The 25972-nt window shown below is 31.4% G+C and carries 25 protein-coding genes, 1 pseudogene and 1 riboswitch; of the genes and pseudogenes, 20 read left to right on the top strand and 6 right to left on the bottom strand.

Going from position 1 to position 25972, the window contains the following annotated elements; all coding sequences use genetic code 11:
• The first annotated feature begins 83 nt into the window (after positions 1-83).
• From AC5M21_RS13015 to AC5M21_RS12975, 9 genes are all read left to right on the top strand, one after another.
• Complete coding sequence (locus AC5M21_RS13015; protein ID WP_008788042.1) at positions 84-1154, top strand: tyrosine-type recombinase/integrase; 1071 nt, start codon at positions 84-86, stop codon at positions 1152-1154.
• Positions 1155-1316: 162 nt separating this feature from the next.
• Complete coding sequence (locus tag AC5M21_RS13010; RefSeq protein ID WP_302280668.1) at positions 1317-2042, top strand: putative ABC transporter permease; 726 nt, start codon at positions 1317-1319, stop codon at positions 2040-2042.
• Between the two features lie 16 nt (positions 2043-2058).
• Positions 2059-3426 carry an MATE family efflux transporter gene (locus AC5M21_RS13005; RefSeq protein ID WP_302280667.1) on the top strand — a complete coding sequence of 456 codons (1368 nt, stop codon included), beginning with the start codon at positions 2059-2061 and terminating at the stop codon, positions 3424-3426.
• A gap of 41 nt (positions 3427-3467) precedes the next feature.
• Complete coding sequence (locus AC5M21_RS13000) at positions 3468-4487, top strand: PTS sugar transporter subunit IIC (RefSeq protein ID WP_302280666.1); 1020 nt, start codon at positions 3468-3470, stop codon at positions 4485-4487.
• Between the two features lie 67 nt (positions 4488-4554).
• On the top strand, positions 4555-6009 hold the full coding sequence (locus AC5M21_RS12995; protein ID WP_302280665.1) for a UDP-N-acetylmuramoyl-L-alanyl-D-glutamate--2,6-diaminopimelate ligase: 1455 nt from the start codon (positions 4555-4557) through the stop codon (positions 6007-6009).
• Positions 6010-6053: 44 nt separating this feature from the next.
• Entirely contained in the window at positions 6054-7448 is a 1395-nt protein-coding gene (locus tag AC5M21_RS12990) for a polysaccharide deacetylase family protein (protein ID WP_493531504.1), read from the top strand.
• A gap of 350 nt (positions 7449-7798) precedes the next feature.
• Entirely contained in the window at positions 7799-7933 is a 135-nt protein-coding gene (locus tag AC5M21_RS12985) for a hypothetical protein (protein ID WP_017144122.1), read from the top strand.
• Positions 7920-9221, top strand: a complete 1302-nt coding sequence (locus AC5M21_RS12980; protein ID WP_008788048.1) for a leucine-rich repeat protein — start codon at positions 7920-7922, stop codon at positions 9219-9221. Before AC5M21_RS12985 ends, AC5M21_RS12980 begins: the two co-directional genes overlap by 14 nt.
• Positions 9222-9341: 120 nt before the next feature.
• A complete protein-coding gene (locus tag AC5M21_RS12975) occupies positions 9342-10943 on the top strand; it encodes an ABC-F family ATP-binding cassette domain-containing protein (RefSeq protein ID WP_008788049.1) in 1602 nt (533 codons plus the stop codon).
• A 54-nt stretch (positions 10944-10997) separates the two neighbouring features.
• Here the strand turns inward: AC5M21_RS12975 and AC5M21_RS12970 are convergent, their stop codons facing one another.
• On the bottom strand, positions 10998-11678 hold the full coding sequence (locus tag AC5M21_RS12970; protein ID WP_008788050.1) for a DUF421 domain-containing protein: 681 nt from the start codon (positions 11676-11678) through the stop codon (positions 10998-11000).
• Between the two features lie 61 nt (positions 11679-11739).
• On the bottom strand, positions 11740-12243 hold the full coding sequence (locus AC5M21_RS12965) for a flavin reductase (protein ID WP_008788051.1): 504 nt from the start codon (positions 12241-12243) through the stop codon (positions 11740-11742).
• A gap of 83 nt (positions 12244-12326) precedes the next feature.
• On the opposite strand from AC5M21_RS12965, the gene AC5M21_RS12960 reads away from it, so the two are divergent.
• A complete protein-coding gene (locus AC5M21_RS12960) occupies positions 12327-13247 on the top strand; it encodes an alpha/beta hydrolase (RefSeq protein ID WP_008788052.1) in 921 nt (306 codons plus the stop codon).
• A gap of 145 nt (positions 13248-13392) precedes the next feature.
• On the opposite strand, the gene AC5M21_RS12955 is transcribed toward AC5M21_RS12960, so the two are convergent.
• The 4 genes from AC5M21_RS12955 to AC5M21_RS12940 all read right to left on the bottom strand — a co-directional run bounded on the left by AC5M21_RS12955 (position 13393) and on the right by AC5M21_RS12940 (position 16003).
• Positions 13393-13575 carry a hypothetical protein gene (locus AC5M21_RS12955; RefSeq protein ID WP_008788053.1) on the bottom strand — a complete coding sequence of 61 codons (183 nt, stop codon included), beginning with the start codon at positions 13573-13575 and terminating at the stop codon, positions 13393-13395.
• A gap of 473 nt (positions 13576-14048) precedes the next feature.
• Positions 14049-14657 (bottom strand): ATP-binding cassette domain-containing protein, encoded by a 609-nt coding sequence (locus AC5M21_RS12950; RefSeq protein WP_008788054.1) that lies wholly within the window; start codon positions 14655-14657, stop codon positions 14049-14051.
• 13 nt (positions 14658-14670) lie between these two features.
• The gene (locus AC5M21_RS12945) at positions 14671-15168 is read right to left on the bottom strand and encodes a hypothetical protein (protein ID WP_008788055.1); all 498 of its coding nucleotides are present in this window, start codon (positions 15166-15168) and stop codon (positions 14671-14673) included.
• Positions 15161-16003, bottom strand: coding sequence for a hypothetical protein (locus AC5M21_RS12940; protein WP_008788056.1), 843 nt, complete (start codon positions 16001-16003; stop codon positions 15161-15163). Before AC5M21_RS12940 ends, AC5M21_RS12945 begins: the two co-directional genes overlap by 8 nt.
• 161 nt (positions 16004-16164) lie before the next feature.
• On the opposite strand from AC5M21_RS12940, the gene AC5M21_RS12935 reads away from it, so the two are divergent.
• From AC5M21_RS12935 to AC5M21_RS12890, 10 genes and pseudogenes are all read left to right on the top strand, one after another.
• Positions 16165-16866, top strand: coding sequence for a LytR/AlgR family response regulator transcription factor (locus AC5M21_RS12935; RefSeq protein WP_008788057.1), 702 nt, complete (start codon positions 16165-16167; stop codon positions 16864-16866).
• 59 nt (positions 16867-16925) lie between these two features.
• Positions 16926-17004, top strand: a riboswitch (ZMP/ZTP riboswitch).
• A 129-nt stretch (positions 17005-17133) separates the two neighbouring features.
• Positions 17134-18804: a formate--tetrahydrofolate ligase gene (locus tag AC5M21_RS12930; RefSeq protein ID WP_302280647.1), complete on the top strand. Its 1671-nt coding sequence runs from the start codon at positions 17134-17136 to the stop codon at positions 18802-18804.
• A 48-nt stretch (positions 18805-18852) separates the two neighbouring features.
• Complete coding sequence (purE, locus tag AC5M21_RS12925; RefSeq protein ID WP_302280646.1) at positions 18853-19341, top strand: 5-(carboxyamino)imidazole ribonucleotide mutase; 489 nt, start codon at positions 18853-18855, stop codon at positions 19339-19341.
• A 16-nt stretch (positions 19342-19357) separates the two neighbouring features.
• A complete protein-coding gene (gene purC, locus AC5M21_RS12920; protein WP_302280645.1) occupies positions 19358-20062 on the top strand; it encodes a phosphoribosylaminoimidazolesuccinocarboxamide synthase in 705 nt (234 codons plus the stop codon).
• Between the two features lie 13 nt (positions 20063-20075).
• Positions 20076-21101, top strand: a complete 1026-nt coding sequence (gene purM, locus AC5M21_RS12915; RefSeq protein WP_302280644.1) for a phosphoribosylformylglycinamidine cyclo-ligase — start codon at positions 20076-20078, stop codon at positions 21099-21101.
• Positions 21095-21685: a phosphoribosylglycinamide formyltransferase gene (gene purN, locus AC5M21_RS12910; RefSeq protein ID WP_302280643.1), complete on the top strand. Its 591-nt coding sequence runs from the start codon at positions 21095-21097 to the stop codon at positions 21683-21685. The genes purM and purN overlap by 7 nt, the downstream gene beginning before the upstream one ends.
• Positions 21682-23205: a bifunctional phosphoribosylaminoimidazolecarboxamide formyltransferase/IMP cyclohydrolase gene (purH, locus tag AC5M21_RS12905; RefSeq protein ID WP_302280642.1), complete on the top strand. Its 1524-nt coding sequence runs from the start codon at positions 21682-21684 to the stop codon at positions 23203-23205. Before purN ends, purH begins: the two co-directional genes overlap by 4 nt.
• Positions 23206-23217: 12 nt before the next feature.
• A complete protein-coding gene (locus tag AC5M21_RS12900) occupies positions 23218-23655 on the top strand; it encodes an ASCH domain-containing protein (RefSeq protein WP_302280641.1) in 438 nt (145 codons plus the stop codon).
• Positions 23656-23667: 12 nt separating this feature from the next.
• Positions 23668-24924, top strand: coding sequence for a phosphoribosylamine--glycine ligase (purD, locus tag AC5M21_RS12895; RefSeq protein ID WP_302280640.1), 1257 nt, complete (start codon positions 23668-23670; stop codon positions 24922-24924).
• A gap of 12 nt (positions 24925-24936) precedes the next feature.
• A pseudogene (locus tag AC5M21_RS12890) lies at positions 24937-25972 on the top strand (phosphoribosylformylglycinamidine synthase); the annotation flags it as partial.

Below are 25972 nucleotides of genomic sequence, written 5' to 3'. Positions count from 1 at the left end.
AAGATATAATAAGAAAACCGGTGGAAAAATATGGAAGACGTCTTTTAAAATAATAATATAATTTTAAAAGGGAGTGTACATTTATGAAATTTAAAGAATTATATTGTGTGTATATTGAAAGTGTTCAATTGGAGTTAAAAAGAACAACGATTGATAGTATAGAATATAGATATAAAAATAGATTAGATGAAAGATTTGGAAATTTAGATATTGAATCTATTACAATTGATATGGTAAGGGAGTACCAAAAAGAAATGTTGTATCAAGATAATTTAAGCGCAGAATATATAAATCGTATTATTGGTATAATGAGACAAATTTTAGATTGTGGAGTAACAAGAAACTTAGTAAAAGAAAATGTTTTAGTAAAGATAAAAAAAGTAAAAGATCAATATAGAATTGATAAAAAACAAGTGATTTGGGATTTAGATGTTTTTAGAACGTTTGATAGTTATATTGCTGATGATATGGATAAATTGTTATTTAACATGTTATATTTCTTAGGATTAAGAAAAGGTGAATTATTATCGTTGAAGTGGTCAAATATAAACTTTGAAAAGAAAATTGTGAACGTAATATCCACAGCGGTTCAAATCGTTGGAAAAGGACAAATAGTAACAACACCTAAGACCAATCACTCTATTAGAGGAATTTGTATGAATGATACTTTATTTGAAATGCTAAGTAATTATTATTTTAAAATGAAATTACAATATGATGTAGTTAATCATTTATACATATTTGGAAGTAATAAAATGATTAGTTTTTCTGCCCTAGATCGTAAGTTGGCTAAATATTTGAAGTTATCAGGTGTTGAGAAAATTAATTTACATGGGTTTAGACACAGTCATGCGACTATGCTTGCGAGTTTAACGACAGACATTAAATCAATTAGTGATAGATTAGGTCACGAGAGTGTTGATGTTACATTAAATGAATATATACATTCAAATGATTTTGCTCAAAAAGAGTTGGCTGATCTTATTGAAAATGAAGTTATACAAAATGATAATACTTTAGGTTTTGAAAACTTTACTTCATATTTGGAAAATATTTTGTTAAAAGAGATTACTAAAGACTCATATAAAGAAAGTGAAATTAAACATATGATTAATATATATAACTATGTTAAAAAACAAGAATTTAATTATTGATTTTAATTGCTATTTATGATATACTATTAGTAGAAATAAAGATAAATAAATATCTAAAACATAGAGAGTTTTGGTAAAACCGAAGTCGGTACCGCTAAGCTCCACCAATTAAAAACACGACGTTACTTTTGTAACGTCTTTCTTTATATAGGAGGGCAAAATATGGAGAAATATGTCAGTTCACTCATAATATCGTTTTTTGTATATGGTTTTGCAGGTTGGATTTGGGAATCTTTTATTTGTCCTTTAATAACTGGGCATAAGATAAAGAACAGTGGCTTTTTAAATGGACCGATAGTGCCTATTTATGGAGTTGGTGCATTGGTTGTTTCATTGTTATTCTCGCCATCAGAAAGTTATTTATCTATTTTTATAGAAGGTGCCTTTGTTGCTTGTGTCATTGAATATTTTACTTCTTGGGCAATGGAAGCACTTTATCATCGACGCTGGTGGGATTATGATGATAAAGCCTTTAATGTTAATGGTCGTGTATGTCTAGAAGGATTTTTGATTTTTGGTCTTTTTAGTGTTATAGCAGTTAAGTTTATTCAACCTGCTTTATTATCAATGATTATGGTGCATGGAGAGACTACATTAATAGCGTTAGCCATCATACTATGTGCTATTTTACTGGTTGATTTGGTAATTACTATCACAACATTAGCAAATTTGGAGAAACGTATTGATGAATTTGTTAAGGATGCTGAAGAGTATGCACAAAGAGTTCTAGATGGTTTTGAACAAGGGAAAAAGAGTATTATAGAGATTTTAGAGACAATTAAACTCACAGATTCTAGTGCCTATCAAGAATTTCTAAAGAAAAAGAAATTTGCTGAAAAACGTATATTAAAAGCATTCCCTGCATTAACAAATAAGAAGAAAAAATAAGGGAGGGGAGAAGAGCATGAAGAAGTTTTTTGGAAATAAAGCTTTTTATAAAGCGACACTTGCAATTGCATTGCCAATTATGGCTCAACAGTTTGTGACAAGTTTTGTTAACTTAATAGATAATATTATGATAGGAAGTGTTGGGAGTTTAGCATTAACATCTGTCACAGTCGCTAATCGTGTTTATTTAATATTTAATTCTACTATGTTTGGAATTTGTGGAGCAGCTGGAATTTTTATTGCTCAATACTATGGTGCTAAAAATAAAGAAAAATGTCAAAAGATTTTAAACATTAACTTGGCTTGTGGTTTTTTTGTTGCAGCATTATTTGTTTTGGCTTTACTCATTGTTCCTCGACAACTTATGGAAATATTTTCAAGTCAATCTGTTGTTGTTGATGAAAGTCTAAAATATTTACAGTATGCAGTTCTTACATATGTTCCATTTGCCTTTAGTTTTAGTATTATGATGGCACTGAGAGCAGTAGGCATTAATAAAATACAGTTACTGGTTGGGGTAATTACAGTTGCAATAAACACAAGTTTGAATTATATTTTGATATTTGGTCATTTTGGTTTTCCGGTATTAGGTGTACAGGGAGCAGCAATTGCGACAGCAATTGCTCGTTTTGTTGAAATGTTTATTTATATGGCTATTTTGTTGAGAAAGAAACATATGTTTCATTTTTCAATTCAGGGTTTATTGCATTTAGATATGGCTTTAATTCGTTCAATGGTGAGAAAGGCAATTCCTTTAACGGTGAATGAAATCCTTTATTCATTAGGTTTGACAATGATTTTTCTTTCTTATATGCGTTGTGATGAGAACTTGATTTCAGGAATTAGTGTTGTTGATACTGTTATGCAAATTGCTTATATTGTTTTTGGTGGATTATCAAGTGCTGTTTCTATATTGATTGGAAATCGTTTAGGTGCAAACGAAATTGAAGAAGCGAAAACGAATTCTTATAGATTATTAACATTTGGAGTTATGATTGGGATTGTTATGGGGACAACATTAATATTTGTAGCACCAATTATAGCTTCTTTCTACAATGTAGAAGATATTATTAAACAGACAATTGTTTCTTTATTATCAATAAAATCTATCCTTTTGCCTATTTATGTTTATAATGTATGTATTTTCTTTACACTTAGGGCAGGAGGCGATACTTTTTCAACGATGTTAATGGATTCGGGTTTCTTATGGTGTGCAGGTGTTTTATTATCGACTCTCTTGTCGATGTTTCTTGATATTCCATTGGTTATGCTTTATGCTATTGTTGAATCATGTGACCTTATTAAATTGTTTGTTGCGACATATTTCTTCAAGAAAGGAAGATGGGCTAAAAATATGACAATTAGTCATGGGGTCATTTATTAAAAAAATAAAAATGTATGATGTGAGTATGAAGGAGTGGTTAAATGGCACGTACATCGCAAAGAGAAAATTATATTGTAAAAACACTCAATGGTATGGCTTATGGTTTTTTTGCCAGTTTAATTATTGGAACAATTTTAAAACAGGTTGGATATGCAATTCACTGGAATGATCTTGTAACATGGGGGCAGATGGCTTCTTATTTAATGGGACCTGCAATTGGTGTAGGGATTGCTTTTGTATTAGATGCCAAGGGATTAAATATGATTGCAGCAGTTATTGCTGGAGCAATTGGTGCGGGGACATTTTCAATCAGTCATGGGAATGTTTCAGTTGCTGTAGGAAATCCAATTTCTGCTTATTTAGCTGTGATTTTAGCTGTAGAAGCAACAAGATTGGTTCAGGATAAAACCCCTTTAGATATCCTGCTTGTCCCTTTTACATCTATTCTTTGTGCTGGACTTATAACAAAGTTTATTGGTCCATATATAACTCAACTTATTGTATGGATAGGCAATCTGATTAATCAAGGTGTAAATATGCAACCTATATTTATGGGAATGATTGTTGCTGTTTTAATGGGTATGGCGTTAACGGCACCAATATCTTCTGCTGCAATAGGTATTATGCTAGGCTTAGATGGGCTTGCGGCTGGAGCAGCTTTGGCAGGGTGTTGCGCACAGATGGTTGGCTTGGCTATTATGTCAATGGATGATAATTCAATTGGTGATGTTATTGCGATTGGAGTAGGAACAAGTATGTTACAATTTAAAAATATTGTGAAGCGACCTATTATCTGGTTGTCTCCAATTCTTGCCAGTCTTATAACAGGTGTTATTTCCACTGCTATTTTAGGAATTAAGTGTACTGCTGTTGGTTCAGGCATGGGAACAGCAGGTTTGGTAGGTCTTTTAGAGGCTATTCAAGTGATGGGCACATCATACTGGCTGCCACTGATAATCTTAGATATTATTGTTCCTATGGCAATTTGCTGGAGTATGTATCGTGCCTTCCGTAAATTAAATTACATAAAAAGTGGCGATATGAAACTGACAAGGTTATAATCATCTTCGGATGATTTTTTCTTTTCTTTACATTTAAAAACAGATATAATAAGAATGGTGAGAAAAAATGAAATTAAAACAATTATTAAAAGAAATGAATTATCAAGTATTACAAGGTGATTTGAATCAGGAAGTTAGTCAAATTGATTATGATTCAAGAACTGTTCAAGATAGAAGTTTGTTTGTATGTATTCCGGGTGCTAATGTTGATGGACACGATTTTATTGATCAAGTTATTGATAAAGGTGCACGTGTCATTGTTGTAGAACATGATGTTCCTTTTCAAGAAGGCATTACATACATTCATGTCAAGGAATCTAGATTAGCATTGGCGCTTTTATCATGTGCTTTTTTTGAACACCCTAGTCGTCACATGACTGTTATTGGTATTACAGGAACAAAAGGAAAAACAACAACATCTTATATGATGGAATCGATTTTAGAAAAAGCCAACAAAAAAGTTGGTATTATTGGAACAATAGGTTCAATTGTTAATGGAGAGTTTCAAAAAACAAAAAATACAACACCAGAATCATTTGAACTTCAGAGACTTATGAGACAAATGGTAGAATGTGGCTGTGAATATTGTGTTATGGAAGTTTCATCACAAGGATTGATGTTAAATCGTGTAGCTGGAATTGATTTTGATTATGGCGTATTTACAAATCTTTCACCAGACCATATTGGTGAACATGAGCACCATTCTTTTGAACATTATATGGCATGTAAGAAGATGCTATTTCAAATGTGTAGAGTCGGAATCTTTAATCGTGATGATGAACATTATGAAGATATGATTAATGGAGCAAAATGTGATATAAAGACTTATTCAATACATCAACAAAGCGATTTAAAGGCATCGCAAATTTCTTTGTCTCAAGGACTAGGAACTTTAGGTGTTTCTTTCCAAACATCAGGACTTATTCATGCAAATTTTGAAACAGATATTCCTGGTCAGTTTAGTGTTTATAATTCACTTGTAGCGATTATTCTTTGTCATCTGTTAGGGATTGAAACAAATTATATAAAAGAGGCATTAAAGAAGGTAAGGGTACGTGGTCGAGTTGAAATTGTACCTGTTGGTCAAAAATATACTGTGATGATAGATTACGCTCATAATGCATTATCATTTGAAAGTATTCTTCAAACAATTATGGATTATCAACCGCATCGTATTCTTTGTGTCTATGGCGCAGGAGGACATCGTGATGTAAAACGTCGTTATGATGTAGGAGAAATTGTTGCTAAATACAAAGCATTCTCTATATTGACTGCTGATAATCCACGTGGTGAAAATATTTCTCAAATTTGTCAGGATATTGTGACTGGCATTCATCGTGTGGGTGGCGATTATGTCATTATTGAAGATCGTAAAGAGGCTATTCATTATGCATTGGAACATGCTGAAGCGAATGATGTTATTTTATGTTTAGGAAAAGGACATGAGGATTATCAGATATTACAACATGAGCCTTTACCATTTAGTGAAAAACAGATTATTGAAGATTATTTTCATATATAGGACTGAAAAAGGGTTTTCTCGCATATAGTATCTTGGTGATACATATGAAGAAAATTCTTTTTTCCATAATTGGAGTATTAGCAGTCATATTGGTTGTTTATTTTGTAAAACAACCCCGCATTCATTTTATTCAAGATGAAATCCATTTATCATTATATGATGAGGTCAAACCATATGAATATATTGAAGAAGTTTCACACATGAATATTAAAGAAATAAAAATTGAAAATCATGTTAATAATGAAAAACTAGGGGAATATAAGATTGAATATATCTATCATGATAAAATATTTACTTTGAAGGTTTTTATTGATGATACTACGCCTCCCCAATTTGAAACAGTCAATACTAAAATATTAAGAAATGATAGTGTAGATCCTAAAACATTGGTTAAAAATATTCAAGATGACTCAGAAACTATTGTTTATTTTAAAGAAGATTATCTCTTTAATGAAATCAAAACATATCGAGTTATTGTTGTTGTAGAAGATGCATTTGAAAACAAAACAGAAAAAAATGCTTATGTATTGGTAGAAGAACGAGATACAGAACCTCCCACAATAACTGGTTTGGATAAATTAACAATCTTAATAGGCGATAAAATTGATTTAAAAAAAGGTATTGTTATAAAGGATGATCATGATAAAAACCCAACTTTAACAATTGATGATTCGAATTTGAATATTCGAAAAACAGGTGAATATGAAGTTTATTATCATGTTGAAGACCATAATGGTAATAAAGAAACATATACTAGAGATGTTGAAGTTTTAAGTCAATATGATAATCGAGAAGCTAAGAAAGATGGTGTGAAAACTTGTTATCTTACATTTGATGATGGACCATCACCAAATACCAAGAAAATATTAGAAATCTTAGATGAATACCATATTAAGGCAACTTTTTTTGTGACAGGGACTTCACCTAAAGATGCTCATTATATTAAAGAGGCTTATCAAAAAGGACATACAATAGGATTGCATACGTATAGTCATGATTATGAATTGATATATAGTTCTCTTAAAAATTATATAAATGATTTAAATAAAATTAAGGAACTGGTTTATGAACAAACAGGTGAATATACCACCTATATGCGTTTCCCAGGGGGATCAAGTAATCTTGTTTCTAAAAAATATAATGTTGGAATTATGAAGAGACTAACACATAAAGTGATAGATTTAGGATATCAATATTATGATTGGACTTGTATTAATGGAGATGGAGAAGGAATTAAAACAATTAAAGGTCTTAAGAAGAAAGCGATTGAAGAGGTAAATGGCCAAGAAGATATTATGTTTTTAATGCATGACAGTGCTAATCAGGGAAATACAGTGAAAGCTTTACCTGCTATATTGGATTATCTTATTAAAAAAGGTTATCAATTTGAAGTTGTTGATCAATATTCACCGACATTTCATCATACAGTTCAAAATTAAAATTCTCTGTTGAAGAATGAGGTTAAATAGTTAATATAATCAATATTTAAAAAGCCAATTTTGTCTTATCTATTGCAGTTGATAAGACTCTTTTTGTGATGTGTTATTAAGTTTTATAGATAATATAAATGCGGTTAGTGGAAAAGCTTGATAATAAGCATAAACGTAAATTTTTCAATTGAAGAATTTACTTTTTTATTTTGATATGTACCATATCATACAAGAAGTAGTAAATATAACTTGTTATAATTAAAAAATAGAAATCAAAGGGGGATGGGATATCAGATATTATATAAAAGTTATACAGATAAGATTATAAAAGTAATTTTATTGAAGAAAGGGAAAATTTTATGAAGAAAATAACAACTCTATTTATAACAATGATTATGATAGTATCATTTGCAACAATCAATGTTTTTGCGGTGGATAATACTTTTAAAAAAGATGGTTTAACATATACGATTATTTTATGTGGATGGAGATAATACTGTTTTAACATCAATTACACTGCCAGATATTTTAAAGAGTATAGAGAGTGCTGCTTTTAAAAATTGTAAAAATTTAACATCAATTGAACTTCCTGATGGTATAACAGTTATAAAAGATGCTGCATTTGAAGGGTGTTCAGGTTTAAAAACGATAAAATTTCCAAGTCAATTAACAGATATTAGAACTGGGGCATTTCGTGATTGTAGTAGACTAGAGTCTATTCACATTCCTGATAGTGTGACAAAGATACAAAATAATGTTTTTCTCAATTGCCGTTCATTGGTATCTGTTGTGTTTCCTAAAAATATACAATTGTTGGGTGGATCATCATTTTGGTATTGTAATCAATTAGAGGAAGTGACATTACCAAATGGCATTGAAACAATAAATAAAAATACTTTTCAGTATGATCCCAATTTATCAAAGGTTTTAATTATGACTGGTGCAAGAGATGAAGTGATAAATGATCAGATTCTTACAGCTATAAATACAACTACAACAAATGTAGGGCATCCCATACAAATATATCGTGGTGTAGCTCATATTCAAGCAAAGCAAGTTGCAATGACAACAACTTTAAATAGTACAGTTAATTTAAACGATTATTTTAAGACCTCGTTTGCTGTTTATGATGAAAGTGGACAGTCTTCATCAGTGATGACAATACCAGAAAATTATAAAAATGTTGAATATCAACTGGTTGGTCAACATTCAGATAAGACACAAATCATAGGGAATCAATTATTTATTAGTGATGAAGAAAAAAATCAGTTGCAAATTGAAGCTAACCTCAATGGACATACTGACAACATGAGTATAAATATTGATAGACTTGATATCATGGGTATAGAAATAGTACAAATGCCATATAAAACGACTTATACAGAAGGAGAAATCTTTGATCCAGCTGGTCTAAAGGTAAAAGTGAATTATAGTAATGGTAGCCATAAGATAGTTGAATATGATAATGTTTCTCAAAGTGACTTCAATTTTTCTATTGCTAGAGCATTAATGGTAAGTGATAAGGATATATTGGTGCAATTTGCTGGACAATCCATTGAATTTGATATTACAGTTTTAAAGAAGCCTATTATTAATGATTCACAAAACAATAATTCACAAACCAATGACTCTCAAAATAGTGGTTCTTTAGAAGAACAAACTCAGAATCAAAGTCAAACACCTGTGACAAGTGATAATACATTTGTTTTAGGATTGAGTCTTTTGATGATGTTGAGTACAGCAATTATAATAATAAGTAAGAAAATGAAAAGAGAAAACTAATTATTCTTAAAGAAGAAGAGAAAATCTTCTTTTTTGTTTTAAAAAGAAAGCCTATGTTGAGTTGAAAAATATATTTATTCATGTATAATAGAGTGGACTTTCAATAAAGGAGAAATATACATGATATCAACACAAAATGTTTCATTACAATATGGAGATCGTGCTTTATTTGAGAATGTTTCTATACAGTTTACTGAAGGAAATTGTTATGGAATTATTGGGGCAAATGGAGCTGGGAAATCAACATTTTTAAAAATATTATCTAGAGAAATTGAACCTAATAAAGGTGATGTTGTTATTACAGAAGGACAAAGATTATCTGTTTTAAAACAAGATCATTTTGCTTATGATGAACAAGATGTCTTAAAAACAGTAATGATGGGGAATAAACGTCTTTTTGAGATTATGCAAAGAAAAGAGGAGTTATATAGTAAACCTGACTTTAATGATGAAGATGGTTTAGAATTAGCTGATCTTGAAGGTGAATTCTTAGAAATGGATGGATGGAATGCAGAAACAGATGCTGAAATCTTGCTTAATGGATTAGGTGTAACAGGTGAATTTCATCATGTTCTTATGAAAGAATTGGGAGATCAACAAAAAATTAAAGTTTTATTAGCGCAAGCACTTTTTGGAAATCCTGATATTCTTTTATTAGACGAACCAACAAACCATTTAGATTTAAAAAGTATTAACTGGTTAGAAAACTTTTTATTAAATTTCCCAAATACTGTTATTGTCGTTTCTCATGATAGACACTTTTTAAATAAAGTGTGTACACATATTGCAGATATTGATTATAGTAAAATTCAATTGTATGTAGGAAATTATGATTTCTGGTATGAATATTCTCAGATGATGGCAAAACAAGCAAAAGAAATTAACAAAAAGGCAGAAGCAAAGAAAAAAGAATTGGAAGAATTTATAGCTCGTTTTAGTGCTAATGCTTCTAAAGCAAAACAAGCAACATCACGTAAAAAATTATTAGATAATTTAGAAATGGTTGATGTCAAGCCTTCTTTAAGAAGATATCCTTTTGTTGGATTTACACCTGATAGAGAAGTTGGAAATATTGTCTTAAATGTTGAAGATTTATCATATGAATTGAATGGAGAAAAGATTTTAAATCATATATCTTTCTCTATTTCACCTAAAGATAAAGTTGCATTTGTTTCGGATAATGAACTTGCTGTAACAACATTCTTTAAAATTATTACAGGTGAAATTACTGATTTTGAAGGAACTTTCCAATGGGGAGTGACAACATCTCAGTCTTATTTTCCTAAAGATAATAACGAATATTTCGATAATTGTGATTTATCTCTTGTAGATTGGCTTAGACAATATGCGGTTGGAGATGTATACGATCAAGATTTAAGAGGTTGGTTAGGAAGAATGTTATTCTCTGGTGAAGAAGCTTTAAAGAAGGCTAATGTTTTATCAGGTGGAGAAAAAGTAAGATGTATGTTAGCGAAAATGATGATGGCTAACTGCAATGTCTTAATTTTAGATGAACCAACAAACCATTTAGATTTGGAATCAATTCAAGCATTAAATGAAGGTTTAATGAGATTTAAAGAAAATATTCTTTTCTCATCTCATGACCATCAATTTGTACAAACTATCGCAACACGTGTTATTGAATTGAATGCAAATGGATGTTTAGATCGTTTATCATCATATGATGAGTTCTTAGAGTATAAGGAAAAGATGGAAGCATAAGCTTTCATCTTTTTATATAATCTTTCAAATAAAAAAAGACAAGTACTGTCTTTTTTAATTTCTTTTTGCATATGATGTAATATTGTTGTCTTGATCACATAACACCAATAATAATTGATCATAACTTTGATAACCTTGAACTTTAAGCTGACTCATCAGCCATTTTTCATCCTTTTCAATGAATGCTAACTGATCCTTAAGAATATGTCCATCAATAACGAGAGAAAGAGAAGGCTTTTCTCTTTGTGGTTTGACTGGAAGATCATTAACAATGGCAGGTCGGTATTGAGACTTTGGAAAAACGGAAATATTTCCATTGGTTTCTAATATGACAGTATCAAGTTGTGTTAAATCAAAATAACCTTGAATACGTAATTGCATTAAAAACTCATTGACATCAATTCTTGCTTTAGCAAGTGCAGTACTATCAATTTTATTGTTTTCATATAAAGTTATTGGGTTTCCTTCAATAAATTTTCTAATAGCTAGTGAAGAACGTGATAACAAAGAAAGTATGATTGTAAATAGAGCATAAATGATCATACCTGTGAGGGGACGAAGCATATTATTGAAATCATCTAAAACGACCATTTCACTTGCAATACTCCCAATTGTAATACCAATAATATAATCATACATACTTAGTTGTGTTATTTGTCTATATCCCATTAATCTGGTTAGAATAAATAAGACAACTAAAGATATTAAAGCTAAAGATATTGTTTCTAAAATCATTTTTATCACCATATATAATATGGAGATAAAAAAAGAATTTATACAAAAAAGGCTTTCGCCTTTATTGTTTCTTATAAATGCTTTTGATTTTTGCAACATACATTGTATGGTAATCCTTATCTGGATACCATCTTGTATCAAGAGATCGGTCTAAAAAGCATTCCGGTTTTATTGTATCTTCATATAGTTTTTCAACAATAAAGACAAGATGAGCCTCTTCAAAAGTTGGAACATCTTCAAGATATGTGATGTGAAAATCAACATCTTTGATTTTGTTTGCATCTCTACCTGAAACACTGCCAAGTACACCAAGTTCTTTTTTGTGGCCGTCAAAGAAAGAAAGCGAAAAACATTTCTGCTGATCTACAAATTCTTTGGTATAACGTTGTGGACGAATATATGCTGTTACAACATCAGTTCCCCAAAGGACACCAATACCACCCCAAGATGCAGTCATTGTATTTACATCTGATTGATCACCTGCAGTAATTAACATCCAATCTTTTCCAATAGCTTGAAAAGCATTCATGTTTAAATCTTTAATATCTATTTTTTGAAAAGTCATACGAATTCCTCCTTGCATAAGATTATAACATAATATATGCAAGAAACAGAAGAAAAAGTCTATAAATAAAGTAGGTGAGTGAAATGAAAAAAATAGCAAAAATTATAACTGTGACTATGATCATTATTGTTTTATTTATTTCCTGTATTTCTCTATATGTTGGAAATTATTTATATGATTATACATTGAATCCTTATTCTAAACACAATATTTCTGAAAAAATAGAAACTAACGAAGAAGTTGCTCAAGAGTCTAGACAATGGTTAAGTGAAAATAGTGTCAATGTTTCTTTGAAAAGTCAGGATGATCTTAATTTGCATGCTGCTTATATTGATCAAAATAGCCATATCTATATGATTATGGTTCATGGTTATCGTGGAGATGGAGCAAGTATCATTTCACCTATTAAACAGATGAAAAAGGCTGGATATAACTTGTTGATACCAGATTTAAGAGGTCATGGCTTTAGTGAAGGAGATTATATTGGAATGGGCTGGGATGATCGAGAAGATATTATTCAATGGATTGATTATCTACTTTCTAAAGATCCTCATGCTTCTATTATTTTATATGGAGTCTCTATGGGAGGGGCAACAGTTATGGATGTGGCAGGAGAAAAACTTCCACACCAGGTGAAAGCAATTATCGAAGATTGTGGCTATACAAGTGTATGGGATATTTTTAAGGCGCATATTGATATGAATAACATTGAAAGTGAAGTGGCATTGCATATGGCAAGTCTTGTAACCAAGATACGAGCTGGTTATTATCTTGAAGATGTAAGACCTATTGAACAGGTTAAGAAAAGCCAAACACCTATGTTATTTATACATGGTGCTGAAGATAATTTTGTTCCCTTTTCAATGGTTAATGAATTATATAATGCAGCAACTTGTCCAAAAGAGAAATTAGTTATTCAAGGAGCAGGTCATGCAAATAGTTGCTCGGTGAATTCAGAACTTTATTATCAAACAATATTTCGCTTTATTGAAAAATACGAATAGAAGTGAAACATGAATTCAACCAACGTTTTCATCAATTATACTTTTTTAGAAGGAAAAAGCACTATGATAATAAAAATAACACTTAAACTTTTTTTAGTCTAAGTGTTATTTAAATATAAAAAATATTTTAAGTATAACTATTCATTTATGAAACACTCGATTTAATTTCATTTTTCATTTCAAAGAGTATATGTCGCACTTCTTCTAAATTATCAATAATTTCAGATACTTCTTTTTTTTGTTTAAGCGATAAATCACTGTTATTAAATTCGATGAGAGACATTAAAGTCTCATATATCAAATCATTTGCCTTGTCTATACTACTCATATATGTTATCCCTCATTTCTTTATACTTTTATTATACTACAAAATGAATACAAATCATCACAATAATGATAAAAATGTAACTATAATCCCAGGTTTTTTGAAAATGTATAATAAAAGCAAGGCTTAGACTTTCTATGAACAGGTTTAAGGATAATAGAAAAAGAGGTATTTGTAAAGAAAAGAATAAAAATATTGCAATATGCAGGAAGTAGTAAAACAGAGAAAATTGCACAAATTTAGTTATCCAAATGCGAATAAAGTCTTTTTTTGTCAATCTTATACATATGAGTGTATATAAGGAGATGTATTGATAAACATATTGAAAAAGCAATGTAACCCAGAAAAATTGAATAAATAGAAAGATAAAATATTTTAAATCGAAATATGGATAATGTATAAGTATTTGTGTAACAGTTAATGAATCATACAATTGAAGTAATCCAAAAACAATACAAATATATATAAACAAAACTTTATAATACTTCATCTTCAATTAATAGACCATTTTTTAAATGCAGAATCTTATTATAATGAATTTCTCTAAGATATTCATGAGCAGCAATAATAATTGTCTTATTTTGATTGTGAAGATCATTAATAAGGTGACAAAAAGCTTTCACTGAATCTTCATCTAAACCTCTTGTTGGTTCATCTAATAGTATAAAGTTCTGATCTTCCATAAGTGCTTGAATAATTCCAAGCTTTTGCCGCATACCTAATGAATAATCTTTTACTTTGGTATGGCTTTGAATATCAAGTTGGAAGTCATTACAAAGTTGCATAATTTTGTCTTCATAAAAATGATGATTGAGGTGAGCTAAGAATTTGAGATTATACATACCAGTCTCTCGTTCTAAAAAACCTGGATTTTCAATAAGTGCTCCAATATGAGCCTGTTCTGATAATATAATACACCCATTGTCTGGTTCTAAGATATCACAGATTAATTTAAAAAGTGTAGATTTCCCAGACCCATTAATGCCATGAATGTAGATTAAGTCACCTTTATGAACTATCATGTTTAAATGATCTAAAACAGTATGCTGATGAAATTTTTTGGTTAAATCATGTATTTCTAACATATGATATTCTCCTTTAGTATAAATTTGTATATAAAAAATGAAATAAGACATTGATAATTATAGGGAAAATCAAATAAAGTAAATTCTTTTTGGTACCAACTTGTAAATATATAAGTGTACTTTCAAGACCAGTCACAATTATATTTATAATCATAAAATAGATTGTGAATAAAAATGACTCTGATGGAATGGCACCAAAGAAAAAATAATAACTGATATAAATAATGATAGTGTAAAGCAAACCAATACTTATAAATATCCAGTAAACAATTTGATAGAATTTCTGTTGTCCAATTCGTGTAATTATATAAGCGGATAAAGTTTGACATCGTGATGCATATTGGTACATCATCAAGAGATAGACATTATTCATATAAATTGTTAAATAATGCGAATATATTAAACAAATTGTATAGGTGTTTTTACCACAAAGTGTCGGCGATATCACTAACATCAGGATGAGTAAAGCAATCATTTTTTTATCAACTAAACGATAAAATGATTTAATCATAATGTTTTCTCCATTTCAGCATTTTGTGATAAGCAAAATAACTTATGAAACTATAAATAATGAAACATGACATATATAATCCAAAATGTGAAAGACCAAAGGGATTGGGTCGAACATTTTCCATTCCTAAAGCAACGATGTTATTGACTTGAAAAATAAAAGCAGTTTCTGATATAGGTAAATATCCTTGAACAAGAGCAGGTATTAAAACCAGAAGTATTCCAAAAATGACACCAAAACAACGATAAATGTATTTGTTGGTAATTATGACTTGTAGTGAAAACACTAAACTTGATACTAAAGCATATCCTATTGCTGTTAGGTTAATAAATGCAAATAAACTCAGATATTCATTGCTTGAAAGAATTTGAGTTTTTCGATAGTATAGTTCTGGATAATTCATCGTATTAAATTGAATAGGTGCATAGAAAATATGAATTATTAAAAGAATAAAAATTTCAATAATAAATGTTATGAAGAAGGATAAACAGATATTTCTTATGAAAATATGTTTATAATATTGACTTTTATGAAGTCGGGTTTCTATGAAATATGAAGTATGATTTTGATGAATATTTAAGAAATCATATGACATGATATTAGGTATCAAAAGCATCATAACCATAAACAAAAAGGGATTTATACCTATGCAATGCAAATAATAAAAGAATTCTAAACCAGCTTGTGAATATGTTTCAATATAACCATCATATGAATAGATGGAACTGTTGTAAGCAACATAGATACATATATTGATAAGAATGAAAATAAAGAGAATAAATAAGGCTTTCTCTTTTGTTAAAAAAGGCAACCATAATGCTTTGAGTTTTTTCATATTATTCCTCCTTTATTGATAACTCAAATCAAAATTAAACTCTATACTAAAAATGTTGAAAACGGACTTTTGGCTTAAAAAGTGCACAAAATGGCGTAAAAGTGGCATCTTTTTTGTTGAAATATAGTGTAAAATAGAAGATGTATATAGGAGGCGAAATTATGAAAATACTAGTATGTGAAGAAAATGGAGATTATGTAGATCATTTAATCGAAAAATTGAAATCATTTCCTTGTGATGAAGAGTTGGTGTTTGAAAGTTATACACAAACTCCAGGGGTTGCTAAACGTTTAGAACGTGAGGAATATGATATGGCTTTTTTAGGAGGAATTATTAATGGGAGAAATGGATTTGAATTAGGGAAAATGTTAAAGGAAAAAAATCCTGATTGTATTCTTTTCTTTGTATGTGATGATTATAAATATATGCATGAGGTGTTTAGAGCGGACGGTTTTCAATTGTTAATGAAACCACAAGAAAAATTATTAGCAAGTGAGTTTCAAAGAGCTTTAGAAGTTTATAAAAAGCTTCATTTTCAAATTCATTTTTTCTCATTGACAGGAGAAGTTTTGAATTTAGTGCCTAGTGAAATTGAATATATTGAAACAGGTATGAGAGAAACAGTGGTAGTGACGACAAAAGGACGATACAAAGGGTTCTTTGAGGATTTAAAAAGAACTAAGCAAATGTTAGTAGAGTATCATTTTTTTCAGATGCATCCGCGATATTTTGTGAATATGGAGCATATTGAATTGATTAAAAGTGGAGAGTTAAGGCTGGATAATGGAGATAGTGTTCCAACTTCTGCTATGAATAAAGAAGTTATTGATGATGCTATTCAATCATTCCTCAATTGCTATTAAAATTTCATGAAAAAATGTCGGAATTTGGTTGAAATATGATACAAGAAATGATATTATTCACTTAGTTATACAACTGGCGGAAGTGGAATGAACCACATGGAGTATAATAGGAAAGAGTCGACCGTCTGGGCAAATGTCTGGACGAGTAGGCTCTTTTTTTGGTTTTTCTATAAATGATAGCAATTACACTGGTGAAAAACCACGATTTATGGTATAAAAGAAGTGTTGAAGTCCTTGATAAAAAAGTGAAAAAGAAAGGGTGGCATTATGTTAACAGATGTAGAAATCGCACAAAGTGCTAAAATGAAACCAATTAAAGAAATTGCTCAAAAAGTAGGGTTGGATGAAGATGATTTAGAGCTTTATGGAAAGTATAAAGCTAAAATTTCTTTAGAAGCCATTTCAAAACTCAAAAACAATGAAGATGGAAAATTGATTCTTGTTACAGCAATTAATCCGACTCCAGCAGGAGAAGGAAAAACAACAACAATGATCGGCTTATCACAAGCGTTAAACAAATTAGGAAAAAAATCAGTTGTTGCTATGCGTGAACCAAGTCTAGGTCCCTGTTTTGGTGTTAAAGGTGGAGCAGCTGGTGGTGGATATGCACAGGTTGTTCCAATGGAAGATATTAACCTTCATTTTACAGGAGATATTCATGCGATTACAACTGCTAATAATCTCATTGCAGCAATGCTTGATAACTCTATTCAACAGGGAAATCCACTAGATATTGATACAAGACAAATTGTTTGGAAACGAGTTGTTGATTTAAATGATCGTGCTTTACGTCATATTGTTGTTGGGCTAGGTGGTAAGGTTAATGGAGTACCTAGAGAAGATGGATTTGATATTAGTGTGGCAAGTGAAGTTATGGCAATATTATGTTTGGCAACATCATTAGAAGATTTAAAAGCACGTGCAGGACGTATGATTGTTGCGTATAATCATGCTGGTGAACCTGTCACTGTAAATGATATTCAAGCGACTGGTGCAGTCACTTTATTGTTGAAAGATGCCATCAAGCCAAATTTGGTTCAAACATTAGATCATACACCTGTTTTTGTACATGGTGGTCCTTTTGCAAACATAGCACATGGATGTAATTCTGTTATGGCGACTCAATTGGCTATGAAATTAGGCGATTATGCTATTACAGAAGCTGGTTTTGGTGCTGATTTAGGGGCTGAGAAGTTCTTAGATATTAAGTGTCGTCAGGCTGGATTAAATCCAGATGCGGTAGTTATTGTCGCAACAGTTCGTGCTCTAAAGATGCATGGTGGTGTTGCAAAAAAGGATTTAAATGAAGAAAATTTAGATGCTTTAAGAGCGGGGATTGAAAACCTTGAAAAGCATATTGAAAATATTGCAAAATACAATTTACCAAGCATTGTTGCAATCAATGCTTTCCCGACAGATACAGAAGCTGAATTACAGTTACTAAATGAAATTTGTCAGGCAAAAGGTGTTGATGTAGCAATCAGTAAGGTTTGGGAAAAGGGAGCAGAAGGTGGAGTTGAGTTAGCTGAAAAGTTACTGGATATTTTAGCAAAGGATAAAGCTCATTTCTCTCCAATTTATAATCTTGATTTATCAATTGCTGATAAGATAAAAACGATTGCAAAAGAAATATATGGTGCAGATGATGTCACTTTCTCTAAGAAGGTGTTAAATAAGATGAAGAAATATGAATCACAAGGATTGGGGGATTTACCAATCTGTGTTGCGAAAACACAATATTCTTTGTCTGATGATCCAACATTATTAGGAAAACCTAGTGGTTTTAAGGTGACTATTAGTGATTTGATTCCTAATACTGGAGCAGGTTTCTTAGTGGCTATTAGTGGTGATATCATGCGTATGCCTGGACTTCCTAAAGTTCCAGCTGCTGTCAATATGGATATTGACGAAGAAGGAAAAATAGTAGGTTTATTCTAGAAGAGACAACTGTCTCTTTTGGCGTTTAAGAAGAAAGGAAGAAGAAAAATGAAAGTTGCAATTATTATGGGTTCAACAAGTGATTTAGGAAAAGTTGAACCAGCTGTAGAAATTTTAAAAGATTATGGTGTGGAAGTGAATGTGAGATGTCTTTCAGCACATCGTGCTCATTTAGGATTAAGTACATTTATTCAAGAAACAGAAACTGATGGAACAGAAGTAATCATTACTGCAGCCGGAATGGCAGCGGCTTTACCAGGTGTTGTGGCTTCACAAACTGTATTGCCAGTGATTGGTGTACCAATCAGTGGTGCAACATTAGATGGTATGGATGCATTGTTATCAATTGTTCAAATGCCTTCTGGAATTCCAGTTGCAACAGTGGCTATTAATGGAAGCAAGAATGCAGCTTATTTAGCATTACAAATTATGGCTATTAAACATGATAGTATTAAAGAAAAGTTAATAGCTTATAGAAAAGACATGGAAGTACAGGCCATGCAGGCTAATGATCAAATGATAGAAAAATTTAAATAAAAGGTGCAAAGAGAAAATGGCAGAATTATTGTATGAAGGAAAAGCAAAACAAGTTTATAAGACAGATAAAGAAGATGAATATATTATCCATTATAAAGATGATGCAACAGCTGGTAATGGTGTAAAACATGATCAATTTGAAGGAAAAGGTGTTTTAAATAACACAATCTCAAGTATTATTTTTGATATGTTAGAGGAAGCTGGAATCAAAACTCATATGATTGAAAAAATCAATGACCGTGATATCAAAGTGAAGAAAGTGGAAATCTTTCCATTAGAAGTTATTATTAGAAATATGACAGCAGGATCTTTTTGTAAAAGATTAGGTTTTCCTGAAGGGATTGTTTTAGATGAACCAATCTTTGAACTATGTTATAAAAATGATGATTATGGTGATCCATTAATCAACAATGATCACGCTATTGCATTGAAACTGGCAACACGTGAAGAATTAGTGTATATCCGAGATACAACTTTGAAAATTAATGAATTGTTAAAAGAGTTTTTCTTAAAATTAAACTTGAAATTGGTTGATTTCAAAATTGAGTTTGGAAAAACTGAAAATGGAGAGATCTTATTGGCAGATGAAATTTCACCTGATTCATGTCGTTTATGGGATGCTGATACAAACCAAAAGTATGATAAGGATGTTTTTAGACAAGATATTGGAGATTTAATTGAGACATATAAGGCTGTTTTAGCTCGTATGGAAAATAGATAGAAGGAGAGAAACGATGGATTACAAAAAAGCTGGAGTAGATATTGAAGCAGGATATAAGTCAGTAGAATTGATGAAAAAACATGTGAAAGAAACAATGAGACCAGAAGTATTAGGTGGACTTGGTGGATTTGCTGGAGCATTTGATTTAAGTGCGATTAAAAATATGGAAGAACCAGTGCTCTTATCAGGGACTGATGGCTGTGGGACAAAAGTCAAACTTGCATTTGTTATGGATAAACATGATACGATTGGAATTGATGCTGTTGCTATGTGCGTCAATGACATTGCATGTTCTGGTGGTGAACCTTTATTTTTCCTTGACTATATAGCATGTGGGAAAAACTACCCAGAAAAAATTGCAACTATTGTCAGTGGTGTTGCTGAGGGATGTAAGCAATCTGAATGTGCCCTTGTTGGTGGTGAAACTGCTGAACATCCTGGATTAATGTCAGAAGATGATTATGATCTTGCTGGATTTGCAGTTGGTGTTGTTGATAAAAAGGATATTATTAATGGTGAAAATATCAAACCAGGTGATGTTTTGGTTGGTATTGCTTCTAGTGGTGTTCATAGTAATGGATTTTCGTTAGTACGTTCAGTTTTTGATATGACTAAAGAATCTTTAGATACTTATTATGATGAATTAGGAAAAACTCTTGGTGAAGCTTTAATTGAGCCTACAAGAATTTATGTAAAAGCATTAAAGAATGTTAAAAATGCTGGTGTAAAAATTAAAGGATGTAGTCATATCACTGGTGGTGGATTTGATGAAAATATTCCTAGAATGTTACCTGATGGTGTGAAAGCTATTGTGAAAAAAGAGAGTTATAAAGTTCCAGCTATTTTTGATTTAATTGCAAAAAATGGAAATATTACTGAAGATATGATGTATAACACATTTAACATGGGATTAGGAATGATTATTGCTTTAGATCCTGCTGATCAGGAAAAAGCCATGGCTGCAATTGAAGCAGCTGGTGATACATGTTATGTTGTAGGTCATATTGAAGAAGGCGAAAAAGGAGTTAAATTATGCTAAAAATCGCAGTCTTTGTTTCTGGTGGTGGAACAAACCTGCAATCACTTATTGATGCTACCCAGAGCGGTAGTATCAATGGTGAAATTGTTTTGGTTGTTTCTAATAGAAAAAAAGCTTATGGATTAGAAAGAGCTAAAAATGCAGGAATTCAGGCTGAGTGTATCAAGGATGATCAAATAATAATACAACGCTTAAAAGAAGAAGGCGTTGAGTTAATCGTTTTAGCAGGATACCTTGCGATTTTAAGTGATGAACTTACAGAACTTTATCAGAATAGAATAATAAATATTCATCCATCATTGATACCAGCATTTTGTGGGCCTGGTTTCTATGGCTTGCATGTCCATGAACATGCTTTCAAGCGTGGTGTGAAAGTTGCTGGAGCAACTGTTCATTTTGTCTCTTCAGTTGTTGATGGAGGACCGATTATTCTTCAAGAAGCGATGGATGTATCACAGGCGAGCTCACCTGAAGAGATGCAGAAGATGGTTTTAACAATTGAGCATCGTATCTTACCAGAGGCTGTCAGATTGTTTTGTAATGGTCAATTGAAAGTTGAAAATGAAAGGGTGGAAATATTATGAGAAGAGCATTAGTTAGTGTCACTAACAAAGATGGAATTGTTGAATTTTGCCAAGGTTTAGTTCAATTAGGGTTTGAAATTGTTTCAACAGGAGGAACATTAAGCAAATTACAAGAAGCAGGAATTGCTGCGATTGCAATTGATGATGTCACTGGATTTCCAGAAATTCTAGATGGTCGTGTGAAAACTTTACATCCTAAGGTTCATGGCGGATTGTTATTTAGAAGAGATTTACCTGAGCATGTTGCAACTGTTCAAGAACACGATATTCAACCAATTGATTTGGTTTGTGTGAATTTATATGAATTTGAAAAGGCATTAAAAGCAGGAAAACCAATGGAAGATATGATTGAAAATATTGATATTGGTGGACCATCAATGATTAGAAGTGCAGCAAAGAATTTTAAGGATGTCTTGATTGTGACTGATCCAGCAGATTATACATCTGTATTAGAAGCACTACAGCAGAAAACTGATGATTACAATTTTAGATTAAACTTAGCTTATAAAGCATTTAGTACAACTGGAGCTTATGATGCAATGATATCTCGTTATTTTGCGGGGGTTGTAGGAGATGATTTCCCTGATATTTTGAATATTTCTTTAAAGAAATCTGAACATTTAAGATATGGAGAAAACTCACAACAAAGAGCGAATGCTTATGTTGATGGATTTGTTCAAGAATCTTTGTTAGATTATGAACAATTAAATGGTAAAGAAATTTCATTTAATAATGTTAATGATTTATATGGAGCTATTGCGGTTGTGAGAGAATTTGGTGACCAAATTGTAACAGCAGCTATTAAGCATTCTACTCCATGTGGAGTTGCAATTGCAGAAAGTGGCTATGAATCATACATGAAAGCATATGAAGCAGACCCACAATCCATCTTTGGTGGTATTGTGGCAGTTAACTATAAAATTGATAAAGCAACAGCTTTAGAAATGAAAAAAATCTTCTTAGAAATTGTAGCTGCACCAGATTTTGATGATGACGCATTAGAAGTTCTCAGAACAAAGAAGAACTTACGTGTATTAAAATTAAATAATTTAGATGCAAGAGATGCAAAATATGATATTAAATATCTTGAAGGAAAAGTATTGGTACAAGATATTAATACCAAAATGATTGATGAGATGAAAGTTGTGACAAATGCTGAACCTACACAAGCACAATTGTCTGATATGGAATTTGGTATGAAAGTTGTTAAATTTGTAAAATCAAATGCTATTTGTATTGTCAAAGATGGTGTGACTTTAGCGATTGGTGGAGGACAAACATCACGTGTATGGGCTTTAGAGAATGCTATTCATAATAATCCTGACAAAGATTTTCAAGGGGCTGTTTTAGCAAGTGATGCATTCTTCCCATTTAATGACTGTGTTCAAGTCGCTGTGGATGCAGGAATAACTTCTATTATTCAGCCAGGTGGCAGTGTCAGAGATCAAGATTCTATTGATTTGTGCAATGAACATAATATACCAATGGTATTTAGTGGATTTAGACATTTCAGGCACTAAGAGGTCAAGAGGATGAATGCAAAAGAAATGTGGCAAGCTTTTCCAGATAAAAAGGCTGATGATACTTATTTAGCATGGCAGTATGGTTGTGCTCAAGATAAATTGGCTCAATTAACATTACAGGGAACAAAAACAGCAACAGCTTCCTCTTATCCTGTTTATATGGCAGAGAATGAACCAGTACCTGCAGTGGGGGATTACAGCATCATATTAGACAGTCAGGACCAAGCTGTGTGTATTATTCAAACAACACAGATTGATATCGTCCCTTTTCATCAAGTTGATGAAGAGCAGGCTTATCTTGAAGGTGAGGGTGATCGAACTCTTACTTATTGGCGAGATGTTCATAGAACATTTTTTGAAGATGAAATGAAACGTATTGGTCAAGTTTTTGATGAAGATATGCTTGTTGTTTGTGAAAAATTCAAAATTGTATATCCAAAATCATAAAAGGAGGAAACCATGAAAGTATTAATTATTGGTAGTGGTGGTCGTGAACATGCGATTGCCTATGGCTTGAGTAAAAGTCCTCGCGTTGATGAAATTCACGCTATTCCAGGAAATCCTGGGATTGCTCAAATAGGAACTTGTCATCAAGGGAGTGTAGAAGACTTAGAAGGAATTTTAAAGTTTGTAGAAGACAACGATATTGATTTTACTGTTATTGGTCCAGAAGTTCCATTATGTATGGGGCTTGCAGATTTATTAGAAGAACATGGTCATAAAGTATTCGGTCCTACAAAACATGCTACAACTTTAGAAGGAAGTAAAGCTTTTTCTAAAGATTTCATGGCAAGACACAATATTCCAACAGCTGCTTATAAGGAAGTGAATACATATGATGAAGCTGTTGCTGCATTAACATCATTTACTTATCCAGTTGTTGTCAAAGCAGATGGATTAGCAGCTGGTAAGGGTGTTGTTATTTGTGATGATGAAAAAACAGCAATTGAGACATTAAAAGAAATGATGATTGATGGAAGTTTAGATGGTGCGGGAAGCAAAGTTGTGTTAGAAGAATTTTTAACAGGATTTGAATGTTCATTACTTTGTTTTACTGATGGAAAAACAATTGTACCAATGGTCAGTGCCAAAGACCATAAGCAAATATATGATGGAAATAAAGGTCCAAATACTGGTGGTATGGGGACTGTATCTCCAAATCCATTTATGCCTGAAGGTATGGATGAAACAATTCAAAAAGATATTCTTGATCCGTTTATGAGTGGATTAACTAAAGATCACATGGATTATCGTGGTGTAGTTTTCATTGGTTTGATGATTGAGGATGGAAAAGCGAAAGTTCTTGAGTTTAATGTACGTTTTGGTGATCCAGAAACGCAGTCTATTTTATTAAGGCTTGATAGCGATTTGTTTGATATTATGTATGCCGTGTCAACATCAACACTTGATCAAGTGAATGTATCATGGAAGGATGAGCATGTCGCTTGTTTGGTTCTGGCAGCTCCAGGGTATCCAGGTAGTTATCCAAAGGGCTCTGTAATTACAGGCTTTGATAAAGTCGACAATGATATTATTATTTTCCATGCTGGAACTGCTTTTAATGATAAAGATGAAGTTGTTACAAATGGTGGTCGTGTATTAAATATTTGTGCATTAGGTTCTTCTTTAGAAGAAACAAGAGAAAAGGTTTATAAGGCAGCTGAGGTTATTCAGTTTGATGGTCAATATTATCGTAAAGACATTGGTCTAAATTAAAGGAGTGCAAAGATGAGTAAAGTCTATCGAGTTTATGTAGAAAAAAGAAAAGATTATGCTGTAGAAGCAGATGAAATTTTAAATAATTTAAGAACACAATTAAAATTAGATACATTGACATCTTTAAGTGTAGTGAATCGTTATGATGTTCAAGGTGTATCAGTTGATGTTTTAAATCAAGGGATTCCAACGATTTTAAGTGAACCAATGGTTGATGATATTTACAAAGAAGAATATCCTGTATCAGTTGGTGCAAAAGTATTTGCAATTGAATATTTACCTGGTCAATATGATCAAAGAGCTGATGCTTGTGAACAATGTTTTCAGTTATTAACTGGTGAAAAGAATGTGAAAGTTAAGTGTGCAAAATTAATTGTTCTTATTGGTGAATTAACTGATGAAGAAGTTAAGCGTGTACAAAATTATTTAATTAATCCAGTTGATCAAAGATTAGCGAGCTTAGAAAAAATGGATGATTTAACTGATAGTGATGTTCATATTGAGCATGTTCCAGTCATTACTGGATTCATGAATTATAGTGATGATGAATTAAGACAATTTATTCAAGATAATGGAATGGCAATGAACTTTGATGATTTAAAAGTGACTCAAGATTATTTTAAGAATGAAGAACAAAGAGACCCTACAGAAACTGAATTAAAAGTTCTTGATACATATTGGTCTGATCATTGTCGTCATACAACATTTGCAACAATTATTAGTCAATTGGATATTGAAAATGGTGCATTTAAAGAAATTTTAGAAAAAGATGTAGAAGATTATAAAACGTCTCGTCATCTTGTTTATGGAATTGATACAAAGCGTCCATTAACTTTAATGGACTTAGCAACAATTTCTATGAAAGAACTGAGAAAAACAGGATATTTAGATGATTTAGAAGTTTCTGAAGAAATTAATGCTTGTTCTGTTGAATTAAAGATTCATACATCTGAAGGAGATGAAGATTGGTTATTAATGTTTAAAAATGAAACTCATAACCATCCTACAGAAATTGAACCATTTGGTGGAGCTGCAACATGTTTAGGTG

The organism is Coprobacillus sp. (assembly GCF_984815275.1).
Note: the sequence above shows the minus strand (reverse complement) of the source record. Positions and strands in the feature narration are given on the sequence as shown.